Source organism: Citrobacter sp. Cpo012 (assembly GCF_030333015.1).
GTDB classification, from domain to species: domain Bacteria; phylum Pseudomonadota; class Gammaproteobacteria; order Enterobacterales; family Enterobacteriaceae; genus Citrobacter; species Citrobacter portucalensis.
In genome coordinates this window covers 193,111-210,490 of sequence record NZ_JAOWGR010000036.1, presented here as the reverse complement: position 1 = coordinate 210,490, position 17,380 = coordinate 193,111, and the positions used below count along the sequence as shown (strand labels likewise).

The following is a 17,380-nucleotide window of genomic DNA, read 5'->3' as shown; positions in this document are numbered from 1 at the left end:
AAAAAAACAGGAGCCATCAGGCTCCTGTTTTGCATTTTGGGGGAACATTCTGTCAGTCGGTACTTTCAGAAGTCGATTTTGCACTGGTCGGTAACAGGCCATCTGCGCGAAACATCGCCTTGATGCCGCGAATAGCCTGGCGGGTACGGTCACGGTTTTCAATCAACGCAAATCGCACATGCGTATCACCATAATCACCAAACCCAATCCCTGGCGAAACGCATACCTTCGCTTCGTTCAGCAGCTTCTTGGCAAACTCAAGTGATCCCATCCCGGCGTATTGCTCTGGAATTTTCGCCCAAACGTACATTGAGGCCTTTGGCATCTCGACCATCCAGCCTGCTTCATGCAGTCCTTTGACCAGCACATCGCGACGACGTTTATATTGCTCAGCGATATCCCGCACACATTGCTGATCGCCTTCCAGCGCGGCAATTGCCGCAACCTGCAGTGGCGTAAAGGTCCCGTAATCGTGATAGCTCTTGATTCGCGCCAGCGCGTTCACCAGCGTTTTGTTGCCCACCATAAACCCGATACGCCATCCCGCCATGTTGTAGCTTTTCGACAGGGTAAAAAATTCAACAGCGACGTCGCGAGCGCCGGGTACCTGCATAATCGATGGTGCCTTCCAGCCGTCATAAACAATATCAGCGTAGGCCAGGTCGTGAACCACCAGCACGTCATAGCGTTTAGCCAGGGCCACCACTTTCTCAAAGAATTCCAGCTCGACGCACTGCGCGGTCGGGTTGGATGGGAAACCTAAGATCATCATCTTCGGCTTCGGGTAACTTTCGCGTATTGCGCGTTCCAGCTCATTAAAGAAGTCGACACCCTCAACCAGCGGCACTGAACGCACCTGCGCGCCGGCAATCACCGCGCCATAGATATGGATGGGATAACTTGGGTTGGGCACGAGGACCGTATCACCATGATCGAGCGTTGCCAGCATCAGGTGCGCCAGCCCCTCTTTGGAACCGATGGTCACAATGGCTTCAGATTCAGGATCGATCTCAACGTCATAGCGTTCCTGGTACCAGCGGGAAATCGCCCGACGCAAACGCGGAATGCCGCGTGAGGTGGAGTAACCGTGAGTATCCGGGCGCTGAGCCACGGTACACAGTTTTTCGACAATGTGAGGAGGCGTGGCCCCATCCGGGTTCCCCATACTGAAATCGATAATATCTTCGCCGCGCCGACGCGCAGCCATCTTCAGTTCAGCGGTGATGTTAAAAACGTACGGGGGAAGGCGATCAATACGCGTAAAGCGACGTTCAGGGCGGGAGTCAGCCATAATATCCTCAGATTAACGTTAGCGCCCGGACCGTCCGAGCGACGCTGCCACGATGGTGGCACGTTTAGAAAATAGCCTGAATAATTTCCTTCTGTCGAGAGGCAAAACAAAATATTTTTTCCTGACGAAAAAGAGGAACAGCTGAGTAAAATGAGGAAATATTCATTTTCACAACTCGCTTAAAATTACCATCATTTAACATTTTGTTGTTAAATACATTACCTTGAACGCAGCACTCACAGGACAGGTATTGTAAATACAACAATCATGCAACAATCCCCTTTTAATATTATGGTTTTTCCCCATTAGCTCTGAACTGCGGGGGTGCTGGTCATCCTGCCTCAGGTTACCTATCATAGTGGTTTAACCCTTGCGCAAGAGTCACCCGTGCACGAAATATTCAATATGCTGCTGGCGGTATTTGACCGGGCAGCACTGATGCTGTTCTGTCTGTTTTTCCTGATTCGTATCCGCCTGTTTCGCGAACTGTTGCACAAGTCAGCCCACTCCCCAAAAGAGCTGCTCGCCGTTACCGCGATTTTCTCCATGTTTGCCCTGTTCAGTACCTGGTCAGGCGTACCGGTAGAAGGTTCTCTGGTCAATGTGCGTATTATCGCGGTCATGTCAGGAGGGATCCTGTTCGGTCCATGGGTTGGCATTATTACGGGACTGATCGCAGGCACCCACCGTTACCTGATCGATATTGGCGGCGTAACTGCCCTACCCTGCTTTATTACCAGCATTCTGGCTGGCTGCATTGCCGGGTGGATCAACCGTAAGATCCCCAAAGCGCAGCACTGGCGCGCGGGTATTTTAGGCGGAATGCTGTGCGAATCACTGACCATGATACTGGTCGTCGCCTGGGCACCCACCACCGAACTGGGGCTGGATATTGTCTCAAAAATAGGTATCCCGATGATCCTCGGCAGCGTCTGTATTGGTTTTATCGTGATGCTGGTACAAAGCGTTGAAGGTGAGAAAGAAGCCAGCGCTGCAAAACAGGCCAAGCTGGCGCTGGATATCGCCAACAAAACGCTGCCGCTCTTTCGCCAGGTCAACAGCGAGTCGTTACGTCAGGTGTGCGAAATTATTCGCCACGATATCCACGCAGACGCGGTTGCCATCACCAATACTCAGCACGTTCTGGCCTATGTTGGCGTTGGAGAGATTAACTACCGCGATAACGATGACTTCGTCAGCCCCACCACGCAGGAGGCCATAAATCACGGTAAAATCATCATAAAAAACAATGATGAAGCACATCGCACCCCGGAAATTCACTCTATGCTGGTGATCCCGCTTTGGGAGAAAGGCGTCGTGACCGGCACGCTGAAGATCTACTACTGTCACGCTCATCAAATCACTTCCTCGTTACAGGAAATGGCGATCGGTCTGTCGCAAATCATCTCCACCCAGCTTGAAGTCTCCCGCGCAGAGCAACTACGAGAAATGGCAAATAAGGCAGAGCTACGCGCGCTGCAAAGCAAAATAAATCCCCATTTTCTGTTTAATGCCCTGAACGCGATTTCATCGTCGGTACGCCTTAACCCGGACACCGCACGTCAGCTCATTTTTAATTTGTCGCGCTATCTTCGCTATAATATTGAATTAAAAGACGATGAGCAGATCGACATCAAGAAAGAGCTGTATCAAATCAAGGATTACATCACCATCGAACAGGCCCGCTTTGGCGACAAGCTGACCGTTATTTATGATATCGATGAAGAGGTAAGCTGTTTTATTCCCAGCCTGCTGATTCAGCCGTTGGTCGAGAACGCTATCGTCCATGGGATTCAGCCCTGCAAAGGGAAAGGTGTGGTCACTATCAGCGTTGCGGAGTGCGGCAACCGGGTACGGATTGCCGTACGAGACACGGGTCATGGTATCGACCCAAAAGTGATTGAACGGGTCGAGTCCAATGAAATGCCGGGCAATAAAATTGGTCTGTTGAATGTGCACCATCGCGTTAAGCTGCTCTACGGTGAGGGATTACATATCCGCCGTCTGGAGCCAGGCACAGAGATTGCCTTTTATGTACCTAATGTGCACTCGCCCGTAGCCGCGCCAACTACATTATTGCTTTAACCAGGAGTGAAGTCGTGAAAGTCATCATTGTTGAAGATGAATTCCTGGCCCAACAGGAACTGAGCTGGCTGATAAAAGAGCACAGCCAGATGGAGATTGTCGGCACGTTTGACGATGGTCTGGACGTGCTGAAATATCTCCAGCACAACCGCGTTGACGCCATTTTTCTGGATATTAATATTCCCTCGCTGGACGGCGTATTGCTGGCACAAAATATCAGCCAGTTCGCACATAAACCCTTTATTGTGTTTATTACCGCGTGGAAAGAGCATGCTGTTGAAGCCTTCGAACTGGAAGCTTTTGACTACATTCTGAAGCCGTACCAGGAATCACGCATTGTCAGCATGCTGCAAAAGCTGGAAGCCGCCTGGCAGCAACAGCAAACGGGAACGTCCCCTGTAAGTCCGGTGGCCCGCGAAAACGATACGATCAACCTGATCAAAGATGAGCGGATCATCGTGACCCCAATCAACGACATCTACTACGCTGAAGCGCATGAAAAGATGACGTTCGTCTATACGCGACGAGAATCATACGTCATGCCGATGAACATCAGCGAATTTTGCAGCAAACTGCCGGCTTCGCATTTCTTCCGCTGCCACCGCTCGTTCTGCGTAAATCTGAATAAAATCCGCGAGATCGAACCCTGGTTTAACAACACTTATATTCTGCGTTTAAAGGATCTGGAATTTGAAATCCCGGTTAGTCGGAGCAAAGTGAAAGAATTCAGACAATTAATGCATTTATAGTGCTGAAAAAGCGTGACGAATGGAGAGTACAGCGCACGCTTTCAGTCGTTTCCGCGACGAACGGGATAGCGGAACTAAGTTTGTAGTATATTGGTCGTCACTCTATTTTTTACAGGTGATGTCATGGCGAAGCTGAGCGAAAAATATCAACGTACATATCTACGCGAATACGCAAAAGAAGCGGAAAAAAATGCCCTGATATGGATAAGTACGGACGATTATTTAGCTGAGTGCCTGGATATTCATGAACAATGCCATCTGGATTATTCACTGCAACAACAGCTGAGTTCATGGCTTTTTATGCTGCGCATGAAGCGCAGCCCGGAGTTATTAGGATATAAAACCGCGATACAGTCAAATGATATGGAATCTCTACACTTATCCCTGCGACAGTCTGCGATGATTAAACATGTGACGCAGGGTGTGGACTCAGGCTGCGATCACAGTATTAATGTATGGACGACACTAGAGATTCTTGCCGCGGGTTTATTTAACCGAGTACCGCTCTTATTGCCTGAAAAATTGGGCATGAGTGATAACGGTCACCCTGTTAACCTGGCCATGACGAATTTAATGATGGCGGTGTGGTACAAACGTGCAGACTTTGCAGTGGATGCCAGAAAAAGAGCGCAAAAGGTGCTGACCACGAAGCAAACAGTAAGCGATATGTTCATCCTCAGCTATCTGATGGCGCTCCTGGATGAGGATGTGACAGAAGCAGGCACGCAACTCGATTTATATTGTAAAAGCGTGTCTGCATTGAGAGAACCAGGGCTCACTAAGCTCCATAAAATGTTCTGGCCATACGCGCACGGGTTATACAACCTGGCTTATATTGTGTTGGGCAAATATAAAGCCAGCGCGATGCCGAAACCAACCGCAGAGTGTTTTATGGACGATCTGGCGGAATGGCAAAATAAACATAACTATCGCCATGGCCCGCTATTTATAGAATACCCTAAACCAATTGACCTTATTAACACCCTGATCTCATGCACGCCGCCAGAATGTTGTTTGCATCAACCCTATCTGGATACCGATAAAAAATATAAAAACACAAGATACCTGCATGCCGATTTATTTGAACAACAGATGATCAAGATAATTTTAAAAAATATGAACAGCCAGAACGACAAGGCCGGAGAAGCGCTGAGCGCCATCCGGCCCTGACCTTACAAAATATGGCCCAGCGTCTGACGTAAATGCGCACCAGCGCCAAGTAGTCCAGGATTATCGTGCACGATCAGATACACCGGAATATCCTGCACGTAGGCTTTAAAACGGCCTTTATCTTCAAAACCACCGCGAAAGCCCGACGCTTTAAAGAAGTCGAGGAAGCGCGGCACAATACCGCCGGCGATGTACACACCGCCAAATGTGCCCAGCGTTAACGCCAGATCGCCACCAAAACGTCCCATGATGACGCAGAACAGCGACAGCGCACGACGACAGTCAATGCAGGAATCTTCCAGCGCCCGTGCGGTGATATCCTTCGGCTGCAGATTTTCCGGCAGGCGTCCGTCAGATTTGACGATCGCGCGATACAGATTCACCAGTCCCGGACCAGACAGCACGCGTTCTGCGGACACGTGACCTATTTCCGCGCGCAGAACCTCAAGGATAATTCCCTCTTCCTCGCTGTTAGGCGCAAAATCCACGTGGCCGCCTTCACCAGGGAGGCTTACCCAGCGTTTATCCACGTGGACCAGATGCGCCACGCCGAGCCCGGTTCCTGCGCCATAAACAGCAATAGGTTTACCTTCAACAGGTTCCGCGCCACCAAACTGGATTAAATGCTCTTTTTTCAGCATCGGGATCGCCATCGACACAGCGGTGAAATCATTGATGATTTCCAGATGGCTGAAGCCCAGGTTTTTTTTCATCTCAGCAATAGAGAACGCCCAGGTATGGTTGGTCATTGCCACCCAGTCGCCGGTGATCGGACAGGCAATGGCAATACAACCATCTTCAACGCTAACGCTATGCTCATCCAGGTACACGCGCACCACCGCCTCCAGACTTGGATAATCCAACCCGGAATAGGTTTTTGCCTGCGAAATCTCGCCGCTGGCAATATCGCACAGAGCAAGACGCGCGTTGGTGCCGCCAACATCCCCTACTAAAGCATATTTTGTCATTCTTCCACTGCTCCGCTAAAGTCAGAATAAATCTTTGCCACACTGTAAATTCATGGGGACATAACAACAACGGTCTGAAGGCTGATGCCCGTGGAAAATCGATCCAGATCACACAATTACTTTATCGTTTCAGCACCATTTGCAGCGATGTCGTCAGACAGGCTGTGCAAACTATGTCTATGACTCTGTTTTAAGGAATAGAAAATGCTCCATCCGCGAGCCAGAACGATGCTCTTGCTATCAACCCCAGCGCTAATCATTGGCATAGCGTCCAGCCTGGTGTTGATCGTTGTGATGAAAGTGGCTTCCGTTTTACAGCAGTTTTTGTGGGAACGTCTGCCTGTTAGCATCGGTATAGCCCAGGACTCTCCGGTCTGGATTATCGGTATGCTGACACTCACGGGGATCATGGTCGGGTTAGTAATCCGTTACAGCCATGGCCACGCAGGCCCGGATCCGGCCTGTGAACCGTTAATTGGTATGCCGGTGCCAACGTCAGCAATACCGGGCCTGCTGGCAGCACTAATCCTCGGCCTCGCGGGTGGCGTCAGTCTGGGTCCGGAACACCCCATCATGACCGTAAATATCGCTCTGGCAGTGGCACTTGGTAGCCGCATGTTTCCGCGCATTGCAAAGCTGGACTGGACCATTCTCGCCTCTGCCGGTACCATCGGCGCGCTATTTGGTACCCCCGTTGCCGCCGCGCTGATATTTTCGCAAACGCTGAATAGCTCAAACGATGTGCCCTTGTGGGATCGCCTGTTTGCACCGTTAATGGCCGCCGCCGCAGGTTCGCTAACCACCAGCCTGTTTTTTCACCCCCATTTTTCACTGCCCATCGCGCACTACACGCAGATGCACTTGATCGATATCCTCAGCGGCGCGGTTGTTGCTGCCATCGCCATTGCCGCTGGGATGGTTGCCGTCTGGTGTCTGCCGCGTTTGCACCATTTAATGCATCGATTAAAACACCCGGTGCTGATCCTCGGGGCAGGCGGTTTTATCCTTGGCATTTTGGGTGTTATCGGCGGGCCGCTTACCTTGTTTAAGGGACTGGACGAAATGCAGCAGATGGCGTTTAGCCAAACGCTGGGGACATCAGATTATTTCATGCTCGCCGTGATCAAACTAACGGCATTAGTGGTTGCAGCGGCGAGTGGTTTTCGCGGCGGACGAATCTTCCCGGCGGTATTCGTTGGCGTCGCGCTTGGCCTGATGCTGCACGCCCATGTTGAAGCGGTGCCGGCTGCCATCACGGTTTCTTGCTCTATTCTCGGGCTGGTGCTGGTCGTCACCCGTGACGCCTGGCTGAGCCTGTTTATGGCAGCAGTGGTGGTGCCAGATTCCACCCTGCTGCCACTGCTGTGCATCGTCATGCTGCCCGCCTGGCTGCTGCTGGCAGGCAAACCGATGATGGTCGCTGAGCGCCCTGATAAATAGCTATCCGCCGTTGCGAGATTCCAGCGCACGGGTCACCGTGCGCAATAATTCAGGAAGATCGGCTTTCGGTAGCACCACCTCAATTAACGACAGTCGTTGCGGATGGGACAACCGGGCCAGCACCTCTTCCAGCTGTACCGCCTGCTTCACCCGCCAACATTCGGCCTGACATTCACGACTAAACGCCTGCGGCACCGACGTCCAGCTCCAGGCGGCGATGTCGTTATAGCGCTGATTTGCCCCGTGTATGGCCCGCTCCACGGTATAACCGTCATTGTTGAGCAATAAAATAACCGGCGATTGCCCGTCTCTGAGCATGGAGCCCAGCTCCTGAATGGTGAGCTGCGCCGCGCCATCGCCAATAATCAGGATCACCCGACGGTCCGGACAGGCCGTTTGCGCGCCGAATGCCGCCGGGAGCGCGTAGCCGATAGATCCCCACAACGGTTGAACCAGTACTTCCGCCCCGCAAGGTAGTGAGAGCGCAGCCGCGCCAAAGGCGGCGGTTCCCTGATCGACGAGGATAATGTCATCAGGCTTCAGAAACTGCTGCACCGTGTGCCAGAAGTTTTCCTGCGTCAGTGGGCCCTTCTCAACCTGAACATGCCTAATTGGCGGACGTTCTGGCGGTAGAGAAAACGACATTTCCAGGCACAGCTCACGTAATGTGGTGACCGCCTGCTCCATCGGGATGTTAAACCAGTGGGATCCAATTCGTGACGCATGGGGCTGAACGTCAATGGTGCGATCCAGCGGTAGCTGTTGTGTAAACCCAGCAGTCAGGGTGTCGACAAATTGTGTGCCGACACACATTATCGTATCGGCATCTTCTATCGCCTGACGTACATAATCGCTGCTGGCTCCAGCGCTGTACGTGCCAACAAACGCCGGGTGACGCTCATCAAACAGTCCTTTGCCCATCAACAACGTGGCATGAGCCATCGGCGTTTCCGCCATCCAGCGCTGTAAAACCGGCTGCAGGCCAAAACGCAGCGCGAGGAAGTCGGCCAGCAACGCTACGCGTGGGCTGTCCAGCAATCGTTCACGGGCATGGTAGCGAAACGCCTCTATCACGCTGCTTTCCGGCTCGCTCAGAGGAACAATCATAATATCATTCGGTGGCGTAGCAGGCTGTTTAGCCACATCAGCAGGTAGCATCAGATAGCCCGGCCTGCGCTCGCTGAGCATCATTCGCAACACACGGTCAATCTCATAGCAGGCATTTTGTTCATCCAGTATCGCGCTGGCCGTCGTTACCGCCTGCTGCATGCGGTAAAAATGCTGAAAGTCACCGTCACCCAAAGTGTGATGCATCAACTCTCCGCGACGCTGCGCGCCGCGACAGGGTGCGCCGACAATATGCAAAACAGGAACATATTCCGCGAAGCTACCCGCGATACCGTTAATTGCGCTTAACTCCCCCACACCAAACGTGGTGAGCAGCGCCCCAACCCCGGATACCCGGGCATAGCCATCTGCCGCATAAGCCGCATTCAATTCATTCGCACACCCGACCCAACATACGTTGGGATGTTCAATCACGTGGTCAAGAAACTGCAAATTATAATCGCCCGGCACACCAAAGAGATGGCCAACGCCACAGCCTGCCAGCCTGTCCAGCAGATAATCAGCAACGGAATACGGGGTTTGCATGACAGCTATCCTTCTGACGGTAACCTCATGTTGAGTATCGAAGAACTGTGATGACTGTCCAGGAAAGTCGCTGTGAAGGGGTGGAAAGCAAGATTTACAGTTCTGGCGGTAAAAATTCATTGAAGAATCGACGGTGTAACCGTATACACTGAAAGGCACACGCATTGTGGAAGGGGGGTGACATGGTTTATCACGCAGATGAAAATCGTTATCAGACAATGGAGTACCGCCGCTGCGGTCAGAGCGGCCTTAAGCTCCCGATTGTCTCTCTGGGTTTGTGGCACAATTTTGGCGATACCACACAGGTCGAGAACAGTCGCGCATTGTTACAGCGCGCATTCGATCTGGGAATCAACCATTTTGATCTGGCAAATAACTATGGTCCACCACCGGGTTCGGCAGAACGTAATTTTGGTCGGATCCTGCAGGAAGATTTTTTACCGTGGCGAGATGAGCTTATTATCTCCACAAAAGCGGGCTACACCATGTGGGAAGGTCCCTACGGTGACTGGGGTTCACGCAAATATCTGATTGCCAGTCTCGATCAAAGCCTGAAGCGTCTGGGGCTGGAGTATGTCGATATCTTCTACCACCATCGCCCCGACCCTGAAACACCGCTCAGAGAAACCATGCGCGCGCTGGATCACATCGTCCGTCAGGGCAAAGCGCTGTACGTCGGGTTGTCTAACTATCCGGCAGATCTTGCCAGGCAGGCGATTGAAATACTCGACGATTTAGGTACGCCATGCCTTATTCACCAGCCCAAATATTCCATGTTTGAACGTTGGGTCGAAGGTGGCTTGCTGTCACTATTACAGGAAAAAGGTGTCGGCAGTATCGCCTTCTCACCGCTGGCTGGCGGACAGTTAACCGACCGCTATCTGAACGGCATTCCTGCGGATTCTCGTGCGGCAAGCACCAGTCGCTTTCTGAATCCGGACCAGATCACTCCACAAAAGCTGGAAAAAGTGCGGGCGCTGAATGTGCTGGCAGAACAACGCGGGCAAAAGCTTTCCCAAATGGCGCTGGCATGGGTGTTACGGGATGACAAAGTCACGTCCGTGCTGATTGGCGCGAGTAAAACGGCGCAGATTGAAGACGCTGTCGGTATGCTGGCAAACCGTCACTTTACGTCTGAAGAGTGCGCGGAGATTGATGCTATCCTGAGTTGATTGAAATAAAGACACATTTATTAACAAAAAGTGCTCTCACTTGCGATTTAAGAGTTAAGGCGATGAAACGGGGCTTTACTGCCCCGTAATATTACGTTAACAGGCCGGCTACGGCTCGATCGTGAAGGAGAGAAAACATGTTCAGGTCACTGATTCTGGCGGCAGTCTTATTGGCTTTTACACCGCTGGCCGCGAACGCTGGCGAAATCACCCTGCTGCCATCAATAAAATTACAAATTGGCGATCGCGATAACTACGGTAACTACTGGGATGGCGGCCGCTGGCGCGACCGGGATTACTGGCACCATAACTATGAGTGGCGCAAAAATCGCTGGTGGCGTCATGACAACGGCTACCATCGTGGCTGGGACAAACGCAAAGCTTATGAGCGTGGTTATCGTGAAGGCTGGAACGATCGTGACGACCACCGCGGTCGCGGGCGTGGCCACAAACATCATCATTAATGTAACAAAAGGGCCAACGGGCCCTTTTGTTTTTACAAACCGAGTGCGGTTCCTACCAACAGCCAGATATTAAGCGCCACCACCAGTACAACAATCACCCAGCCTACCTGTTTTACCCAACGGGTATTCACCAAATCGCCCATCAGCTTACCGTCACTGGTAAAGATCAGTAGCGGCACCAGCGCCAGTGCAATACCAAAACTGAGCAATACCTGGCTCATCACCAGAATACGCGTCGGATCCAGTCCCATCAAAATCACAATAAATGATGGCATCATGGTGACGGTACGGCGTACCCAAAGCGGAATGTGAAAGCGGATAAACCCTTGCATCACCACCTGCCCGGCCAACGTACCGACCACGGTAGAAGAAAGTCCCGCAGCCACCAGGCTTAAACCGAATACCGTCGCCGCAGCGTGACTCAACAGCGGTTCAAGTGTCAGATACGCTTGATCGAGATCGGCAATACCGGTATGCCCGCTAAAGTGAAATGCAGCGGCAGCCGTCGCCATCATCGCCAGATTGACAAATCCAGCAATCGTCATGGCGATTGCCACATCCCATTTCGTGGCCGCATAGCGCTGTTGACGTGTTCCGCCGTGCAGATGCTGAGTTAAGGAAGAGTGCAGATAAATGACGTGTGGCATGATAGTCGCGCCGAGCACGCCAGCCGCCAGGAACACCGCTTCGGAATTAGGCAGGCTCGGGATAACCATTCCCTTGCTAAGTTGCGCGAAGTTCGGCTGGGAAAAGATCAGTTCCACAATGTAAGCCGCAGCCACAAACAGCAGCAAGCCGCCAATCACTTTTTCCAGCGGTTTTTGCCCACGGCGCTGCAACATCAGAATCAAAAAAGTCGCGATACCGGTGAGCACGGCCCCCTGCAATAACGACACGCCGAGGATCAATTTGAAACCAATCGCGGCACCAATGAATTCAGCAAGGTCTGTCGCCATGGCGATAATTTCGGCCTGCACCCAATAGAACCACACCACCGGACGAGGATAGTGATCGCGAATTTGCTCCGCCAGGTTTTTACCCGTGGCAATACCCAGCTTTGCCGACAGCACCTGAATCAGCATCGCCATCAGATTTGCCCAGACCACCACCCACAACAGTTTATAGCCAAAGCTGGCCCCTGCCTGGATGTTGGTGGCGAAGTTGCCCGGATCGATGTAGCCGATCGCCGCGATGAACGCAGGTCCCATTAATGCGAGCTTCAACTTGCGCGCTGCCCGTCCACTGCTACTCTCAACGCGATCGTTAGTCATTTTAGTGCCTCAGAAACATAGCCTTTGCTATGTTTCAAGCTACGCCTATTGAGAATGATTATCAAATTCATTTTAATGGGTGAAGTTGATTTCTCTGATAGCGTTTGTCTATGGATCGATAAGGATTCTGGAAATACCGGTGAGATGTTTAATTATTGTTATGAGATTAGCACAATGACATAACTTTTCACTTCCATACTAAACATAACAGAAGTGTATCACCGATCACTAATTTTGAATCTCGTCACAGGTCCTTATTATAGTGTGTGTTTGATCTCGTTTTCTTTATGGTTGTTACATAGAATGTGCACGAAAACTAAACCTGCCTCATATTTGGAGCAAATATGGACCGCGTTCTTCATTTCGTCCTGGCCCTTGCCGTGGTTGCGGTACTCGCACTGCTGGTAAGCAGTGACCGTAAAAAAATCCGCATTCGTTATGTTATTCAATTGCTTGTTATTGAAGTGTTACTGGCATGGTTCTTCCTGAACTCTGATGTCGGTCTGGGCTTCGTGAGAGGCTTCTCCGAGATGTTTGAAAAACTCCTCGGATTCGCTAATGAAGGGACAAACTTTGTCTTCGGCAGCATGAACGACAAAGGCCTGGCATTCTTCTTCCTGAAAGTGCTGTGCCCAATCGTCTTCATTTCCGCTCTTATCGGTATTTTGCAGCATATCCGCGTTCTGCCGGTTATCATCCGCGCGATTGGTTTCCTGTTATCCAAAGTGAACGGTATGGGCAAGCTGGAATCCTTCAACGCCGTCAGCTCCCTGATCCTGGGTCAGTCCGAGAACTTTATCGCCTATAAAGATATTCTCGGCAAAATGTCTCGCAACCGTATGTACACCATGGCTGCAACGGCGATGTCGACCGTTTCCATGTCTATCGTCGGCGCGTACATGACCATGCTGGAACCGAAGTACGTGGTTGCGGCGCTGGTTCTGAACATGTTTAGCACCTTTATCGTGCTGTCGCTGATAAACCCGTACACCGTTGATGCCAGCGAAGAAAACATTCAGATGTCTAACCTGCACGAAGGCCAGAGCTTCTTCGAAATGCTGGGTGAATACATCCTGGCAGGTTTCAAAGTGGCAATTATCGTTGCAGCGATGCTGATTGGTTTCATCGCGCTGATTGCAGCCCTGAACGCCCTGTTCGCCACCGTGACCGGCTGGTTTGGTTACAGCATCTCCTTCCAGGGCATCCTGGGCTACATCTTCTACCCGGTTGCATGGGTAATGGGTGTGCCGTCCAGCGAAGCGCTGCAGGTGGGCAGTATCATGGCAACCAAACTGGTTTCCAACGAATTCGTTGCGATGATGGATCTGCAGAAAATTGCCGCCACGCTCTCTCCGCGCGCAGAAGGTATCCTGTCCGTGTTCCTGGTCTCCTTCGCTAACTTCTCTTCCATCGGTATTATCGCCGGTGCGATTAAAGGTCTGAACGAAGAGCAAGGTAACGTGGTTTCCCGCTTCGGTCTGAAGCTGGTGTACGGCTCTACGCTGGTGAGCGTACTGTCTGCATCTATCGCCGCACTGGTGCTGTAAGCGTAAGACAACGTCGTATTGATAAGACCGGGGAGATTCTTCTCCCCGGTTTTTTTATGCCTGCTATTCAGCAAACCGAAGAGATACAGGGTAAGAACAGGTAGGATACAGAAACAAAAAACCCCCGCTTTTCAGCGAGGGTTTAAATTTTGGTGGAGCTAAGCGGGATCGAACCGCTGACCTCTTGCATGCCATGCAAGCGCTCTCCCAGCTGAGCTATAGCCCCACGATGCTATTACGTACGTACCAAATTTATTGGGATTAAATTTGGTGGAGCTAAGCGGGATCGAACCGCTGACCTCTTGCATGCCATGCAAGCGCTCTCCCAGCTGAGCTATAGCCCCATTACGTAAAGCTTGTCGAGTTGACGGGCGGCATCATATGAATTCCCTTCGCGTGTGTCAACGGCAAAATTAACTCATAGAATTCAATCGCTGAAAAAGCAGTCAAATGAAGAACATTGCGTAACAACTCGCATTCAGTAGTTAAACGCGTCACGGTTTCTACTAAAATGGTGCTATAAAATGAGCCACTAATTAACCCCACGACTATTCAGGGAATCGTTATGTTCAAGGAACGGATGACGCCAGAAGAACTTGCTAATCTGACCGGATACAGCCGACAGACCATCAATAAATGGGTGCGCAAGGAGGGTTGGGCTACATCACCAAAACCAGGCGTACAGGGCGGTAAAGCGCGTCTGGTTCACGTCACCGAACAAGTTCGTGAATACATTCGCAGTGCTGAGCGTTCAGCCGAAGGTTTATCAGATAATTTATCGTTATCCGGCGATGCCTCTATCGAAGCTCTACTGATTAGGCTCGCCAAAGAGATGACTCCGTCAGAACAAAAAATGTTTACGTCACTGATCCTGCGTGAAGGCATTACGGGTTTGTTACAACGCTTAGGGATCCGCGACAACAAATAATATGAAAAAATTACGCAGCAAAATGACGACCGAAGAACTGGCGGAATGTCTCGGGGTTGCCAAACAAACCGTCAATCGTTGGATCAGAGAACAAAACTGGACCACCGAAAAGTTTCCCGGCGTTAAAGGGGGTCGTGCAAGACTGATCCATATCGACTCCAGCGTCCGTACGTTTCTGCTCAATATTCCGGCTTTTCGCAAAGTCCCTGAAATTTATCAGGCTGAGGAACCGCTGGCAGAATATACCCACGTGGTGCGTAGCCACGCCTGTCGCCAGATAATTAGCGCACTGGACAACATGTCCCCAACGGAACAAGAAAAGCTGGCAATGTATATTTCGCGCGAAGGTATTCGCACTTTCCTTACCCGTCTGGGTATTGATGAGTCTGAATAACAGGCAAAAAAAACGGCAGGATACGCTCCTGCCGTTGTTTCATAGCTCAACCGGTCTTACTGCTGGCTTTCACGCTCAGCAATAAACGCCAGCGCTTTATTAATACGCTCAATGCAGCGGGATTTACCAATCGCATGCACCGTGACGTCTAACGCCGGAGACTGACCCGCGCCGGTTACGGCTACGCGCAGCGGCATCCCAACTTTACCCATACCCACTTCCAGCTCATCAGCGGTTGCCTGAATCGCGTGGTGCACGTTTTCTGCCGTCCACTCGCTGATAGCAGCCAGCTTATCGCGAACCACTTCCAGCGGCTGACGCGCTACCGGACGCAGGTGTTTCTTAGCTGCATCCGCGTCGAACTCAGCAAAGTCTTCGTAGAAGTAGCGGCAGCTCTGCGCCATCTCTTTCAGCGTTTTGCAGCGCTCACCCAGCAGTTTAACCAGCTCAGACAGCTGCGGGCCGACGCGAGTATCGATATTTTCCTGCTCAATGTGCCATTGCAGATGCGTTGCCACATATTCAGGTGCCAGCGAATTAATGTAGTGATGGTTCAGCCACTGCAGTTTTTCGGTGTTGAACGCACTGGCAGACTTGCTCACCGCACCAAGGGAGAACAGTTTGATCATCTCTTCACGGGTGAAGATTTCCTGATCGCCGCTGGACCAGCCCAGACGCACCAGATAGTTCAGCAGCGCTTCCGGCAGGTAACCGTCGTCGCGATACTGCATAACGCTGACCGCACCGTGACGTTTAGAGAGTTTTTTACCGTCGTCGCCGTTGATCATCGACACGTGTGCATAAACCGGCACCGGCGCATTCAGCGCTTTCAGGATGTTAATCTGACGCGGAGTGTTGTTGATATGGTCTTCTCCACGAATAACGTGAGTGATTTCCATATCCCAGTCGTCGACCACAACACAGAAGTTGTAGGTCGGGGAACCGTCAGTACGGCGGATGATCAGATCGTCCAGCTCCTGGTTGCTGAATTCGATCGGCCCACGGATCTGGTCGTCAAAAATAACGGATCCATCCTGCGGGTTGGCAAAACGCACCACGCATGGTTCATCAGCAGCATGATGTTCATGCCCGTGGCGGCAGCGACCGTCGTAACGTGGCTTCTCACCGTTTGCCATCTGCTCTTCGCGCAGTGCGTCCAGACGCTCTTTGGAGCAGTAGCATTTATACGCGGTACCGGCTTCCAGCATCTCATCAATCACGGCGTTGTAGCGATCAAAACGTTTGGTCTGGAAGTACGGGCCTTCATCCCATTCCAGATTCAGCCAGTTCATGCCATCCATAATGGCTTCAATAGCTTCCGGAGTGGAGCGTTCGAGATCGGTGTCTTCAATACGCAGCACAAACTCACCGTCATGGTTACGTGCAAAAAGCCAGGAATATAGAGCAGTACGCGCACCACCGACGTGCAGGTAACCTGTCGGGCTTGGCGCGAAGCGAGTTTTGATTTTCATGAAATGGCCTTACGTTTATAAAGATGCCGACAACCGGCAAATCCTGGAAAGATTATCAGGCTCGTATTCTATCACTGTGGTCTGATTCCTCAATGTTGTTCAGGTTGGAACATCACGCTTTGCCATTTTCGTATACAAATCATGCTGCATGGATTGATTTGCGATCGTTTTGTTTAAATTTACGACGAACGAACAAATTCTTTAGAAAATGCGTTGACTCATTTTCAACTCTCCCTATAATGCGACTCCACACAGCGGGGGTGATTAGCTCAGCTGGGAGAGCACCTCCCTTACAAGGAGGGGGTCGGCGGTTCGAACCCGTCATCACCCACCAACTACTTTATGTAGTCTCCGCCGTGTAGAGTAAGAAATTGAGAAGTGGGTGATTAGCTCAGCTGGGAGAGCACCTCCCTTACAAGGAGGGGGTCGGCGGTTCGATCCCGTCATCACCCACCACTTTCTCGCCAGCTGGATTTCTTACAATAAAATTGAAGTACCGAAGTGGGTGATTAGCTCAGCTGGGAGAGCACCTCCCTTACAAGGAGGGGGTCGGCGGTTCGATCCCGTCATCACCCACCACTTCGGGTCGTTAGCTCAGTTGGTAGAGCAGTTGACTTTTAATCAATTGGTCGCAGGTTCGAATCCTGCACGACCCACCAATGTAAAAAGGCGCCCTAAAGGCGCCTTTTTGCTATCTGCGATTTATAAGATTCGAACCTGCATCGCCTGATGCGCTACGCTTATCAGGCCTACAGACAATACCCCACACGTAGGCC

Annotated in this window: 15 protein-coding genes and 6 tRNA genes; 13 read left to right on the top strand and 8 right to left on the bottom strand. The window is 51.4% G+C overall.

Annotation, left to right across the window (positions count from 1 at the left end; genetic code table 11):
• Positions 1-52: 52 nt before the first annotated feature.
• Positions 53-1,291, bottom strand: coding sequence for an alanine transaminase (gene alaC / locus OGX90_RS07795; RefSeq protein ID WP_008785386.1), 1,239 nt, complete (start codon positions 1,289-1,291; stop codon positions 53-55).
• Between the two features lie 387 nt (positions 1,292-1,678).
• Here alaC and OGX90_RS07790 point away from each other — a divergent pair, with 387 nt between their 5' ends.
• The 3 genes from OGX90_RS07790 (at position 1,679) to OGX90_RS07780 (ending at position 5,295) form a co-directional block, all read left to right on the top strand.
• The gene (locus OGX90_RS07790) at positions 1,679-3,376 is read left to right on the top strand and encodes a sensor histidine kinase (protein WP_234096376.1); all 1,698 of its coding nucleotides are present in this window, start codon (positions 1,679-1,681) and stop codon (positions 3,374-3,376) included.
• A gap of 14 nt (positions 3,377-3,390) precedes the next feature.
• Positions 3,391-4,125 carry a LytR/AlgR family response regulator transcription factor gene (locus tag OGX90_RS07785; RefSeq protein ID WP_003834866.1) on the top strand — a complete coding sequence of 245 codons (735 nt, stop codon included), beginning with the start codon at positions 3,391-3,393 and terminating at the stop codon, positions 4,123-4,125.
• A gap of 123 nt (positions 4,126-4,248) precedes the next feature.
• Positions 4,249-5,295 (top strand): hypothetical protein, encoded by a 1,047-nt coding sequence (locus OGX90_RS07780; protein ID WP_286623472.1) that lies wholly within the window; start codon positions 4,249-4,251, stop codon positions 5,293-5,295.
• A gap of 2 nt (positions 5,296-5,297) precedes the next feature.
• Here OGX90_RS07780 and glk read toward each other — a convergent pair whose 3' ends face one another.
• Positions 5,298-6,263 carry a glucokinase gene (gene glk / locus OGX90_RS07775; protein ID WP_003028256.1) on the bottom strand — a complete coding sequence of 322 codons (966 nt, stop codon included), beginning with the start codon at positions 6,261-6,263 and terminating at the stop codon, positions 5,298-5,300.
• Between the two features lie 204 nt (positions 6,264-6,467).
• Between glk and OGX90_RS07770 the strand changes: the two genes are divergently transcribed.
• A complete protein-coding gene (locus OGX90_RS07770; RefSeq protein WP_008785389.1) occupies positions 6,468-7,703 on the top strand; it encodes an ion channel protein in 1,236 nt (411 codons plus the stop codon).
• Here the strand turns inward: OGX90_RS07770 and OGX90_RS07765 are convergent, their stop codons facing one another.
• Positions 7,704-9,356, bottom strand: coding sequence for an alpha-keto acid decarboxylase family protein (locus OGX90_RS07765; RefSeq protein WP_198801504.1), 1,653 nt, complete (start codon positions 9,354-9,356; stop codon positions 7,704-7,706).
• 182 nt (positions 9,357-9,538) lie between these two features.
• Between OGX90_RS07765 and mgrA the strand changes: the two genes are divergently transcribed.
• On the top strand, positions 9,539-10,528 hold the full coding sequence (gene mgrA, locus OGX90_RS07760; RefSeq protein WP_071445181.1) for an L-glyceraldehyde 3-phosphate reductase: 990 nt from the start codon (positions 9,539-9,541) through the stop codon (positions 10,526-10,528).
• A gap of 137 nt (positions 10,529-10,665) precedes the next feature.
• Entirely contained in the window at positions 10,666-10,992 is a 327-nt protein-coding gene (ypeC, locus tag OGX90_RS07755; protein WP_003834889.1) for a DUF2502 domain-containing protein YpeC, read from the top strand.
• A gap of 32 nt (positions 10,993-11,024) precedes the next feature.
• On the opposite strand, the gene OGX90_RS07750 is transcribed toward ypeC, so the two are convergent.
• Complete coding sequence (locus OGX90_RS07750) at positions 11,025-12,263, bottom strand: Nramp family divalent metal transporter (protein ID WP_008785392.1); 1,239 nt, start codon at positions 12,261-12,263, stop codon at positions 11,025-11,027.
• Positions 12,260-12,334 carry a hypothetical protein gene (locus OGX90_RS23890; protein WP_418219455.1) on the bottom strand — a complete coding sequence of 25 codons (75 nt, stop codon included), beginning with the start codon at positions 12,332-12,334 and terminating at the stop codon, positions 12,260-12,262. Before OGX90_RS23890 ends, OGX90_RS07750 begins: the two co-directional genes overlap by 4 nt.
• Before the next feature lie 273 nt (positions 12,335-12,607).
• Between OGX90_RS23890 and nupC the strand changes: the two genes are divergently transcribed.
• A complete protein-coding gene (nupC, locus tag OGX90_RS07745) occupies positions 12,608-13,810 on the top strand; it encodes a nucleoside permease NupC (RefSeq protein WP_003834893.1) in 1,203 nt (400 codons plus the stop codon).
• A gap of 150 nt (positions 13,811-13,960) precedes the next feature.
• Here nupC and OGX90_RS07740 read toward each other — a convergent pair.
• Positions 13,961-14,036 (bottom strand) — tRNA-Ala (locus OGX90_RS07740).
• Positions 14,037-14,078: 42 nt separating this feature from the next.
• Positions 14,079-14,154 (bottom strand) — tRNA-Ala (locus OGX90_RS07735).
• Between the two features lie 221 nt (positions 14,155-14,375).
• Here OGX90_RS07735 and OGX90_RS07730 point away from each other — a divergent pair.
• The gene (locus OGX90_RS07730) at positions 14,376-14,738 is read left to right on the top strand and encodes a YfeC-like transcriptional regulator (protein ID WP_286623469.1); all 363 of its coding nucleotides are present in this window, start codon (positions 14,376-14,378) and stop codon (positions 14,736-14,738) included.
• 1 nt (position 14,739) lies between these two features.
• Positions 14,740-15,132: a MerR family transcriptional regulator gene (locus OGX90_RS07725; RefSeq protein WP_003834896.1), complete on the top strand. Its 393-nt coding sequence runs from the start codon at positions 14,740-14,742 to the stop codon at positions 15,130-15,132.
• A 56-nt stretch (positions 15,133-15,188) separates the two neighbouring features.
• Here OGX90_RS07725 and gltX read toward each other — a convergent pair whose 3' ends face one another.
• The gene (gltX, locus tag OGX90_RS07720; RefSeq protein ID WP_048234782.1) at positions 15,189-16,604 is read right to left on the bottom strand and encodes a glutamate--tRNA ligase; all 1,416 of its coding nucleotides are present in this window, start codon (positions 16,602-16,604) and stop codon (positions 15,189-15,191) included.
• A 258-nt stretch (positions 16,605-16,862) separates the two neighbouring features.
• On the opposite strand from gltX, the gene OGX90_RS07715 reads away from it, so the two are divergent.
• The 4 genes from OGX90_RS07715 (at position 16,863) to OGX90_RS07700 (ending at position 17,263) form a co-directional block, all read left to right on the top strand.
• Positions 16,863-16,938 (top strand) — tRNA-Val (locus OGX90_RS07715).
• Positions 16,939-16,984: 46 nt separating this feature from the next.
• A tRNA-Val gene (locus OGX90_RS07710) sits at positions 16,985-17,060 on the top strand.
• A 47-nt stretch (positions 17,061-17,107) separates the two neighbouring features.
• Positions 17,108-17,183 (top strand) — tRNA-Val (locus OGX90_RS07705).
• 4 nt (positions 17,184-17,187) lie between these two features.
• Positions 17,188-17,263, top strand: a tRNA-Lys gene (locus tag OGX90_RS07700).
• Positions 17,264-17,380: the final 117 nt, after the last annotated feature.

What these genes read in the sequence shown, in the direction of transcription:
- alaC (WP_008785386.1), bottom strand. Translation starts at nt 1,291, where the DNA reads ATGGCTGACTCCCGCCCTGAACGTCGCTTTACGCGTATTGATCGCCTT.
- OGX90_RS07780 (WP_286623472.1), top strand. Translation starts at nt 4,249, where the DNA reads ATGGCGAAGCTGAGCGAAAAATATCAACGTACATATCTACGCGAATAC.
- glk (WP_003028256.1), bottom strand. Translation starts at nt 6,263, where the DNA reads ATGACAAAATATGCTTTAGTAGGGGATGTTGGCGGCACCAACGCGCGT.
- OGX90_RS07770 (WP_008785389.1), top strand. Translation starts at nt 6,468, where the DNA reads ATGCTCCATCCGCGAGCCAGAACGATGCTCTTGCTATCAACCCCAGCG.
- OGX90_RS07765 (WP_198801504.1), bottom strand. Translation starts at nt 9,356, where the DNA reads ATGCAAACCCCGTATTCCGTTGCTGATTATCTGCTGGACAGGCTGGCA.
- mgrA (WP_071445181.1), top strand. Translation starts at nt 9,539, where the DNA reads ATGGTTTATCACGCAGATGAAAATCGTTATCAGACAATGGAGTACCGC.
- ypeC (WP_003834889.1), top strand. Translation starts at nt 10,666, where the DNA reads ATGTTCAGGTCACTGATTCTGGCGGCAGTCTTATTGGCTTTTACACCG.
- OGX90_RS07750 (WP_008785392.1), bottom strand. Translation starts at nt 12,263, where the DNA reads ATGACTAACGATCGCGTTGAGAGTAGCAGTGGACGGGCAGCGCGCAAG.
- nupC (WP_003834893.1), top strand. Translation starts at nt 12,608, where the DNA reads ATGGACCGCGTTCTTCATTTCGTCCTGGCCCTTGCCGTGGTTGCGGTA.
- OGX90_RS07730 (WP_286623469.1), top strand. Translation starts at nt 14,376, where the DNA reads ATGTTCAAGGAACGGATGACGCCAGAAGAACTTGCTAATCTGACCGGA.
- OGX90_RS07725 (WP_003834896.1), top strand. Translation starts at nt 14,740, where the DNA reads ATGAAAAAATTACGCAGCAAAATGACGACCGAAGAACTGGCGGAATGT.
- gltX (WP_048234782.1), bottom strand. Translation starts at nt 16,604, where the DNA reads ATGAAAATCAAAACTCGCTTCGCGCCAAGCCCGACAGGTTACCTGCAC.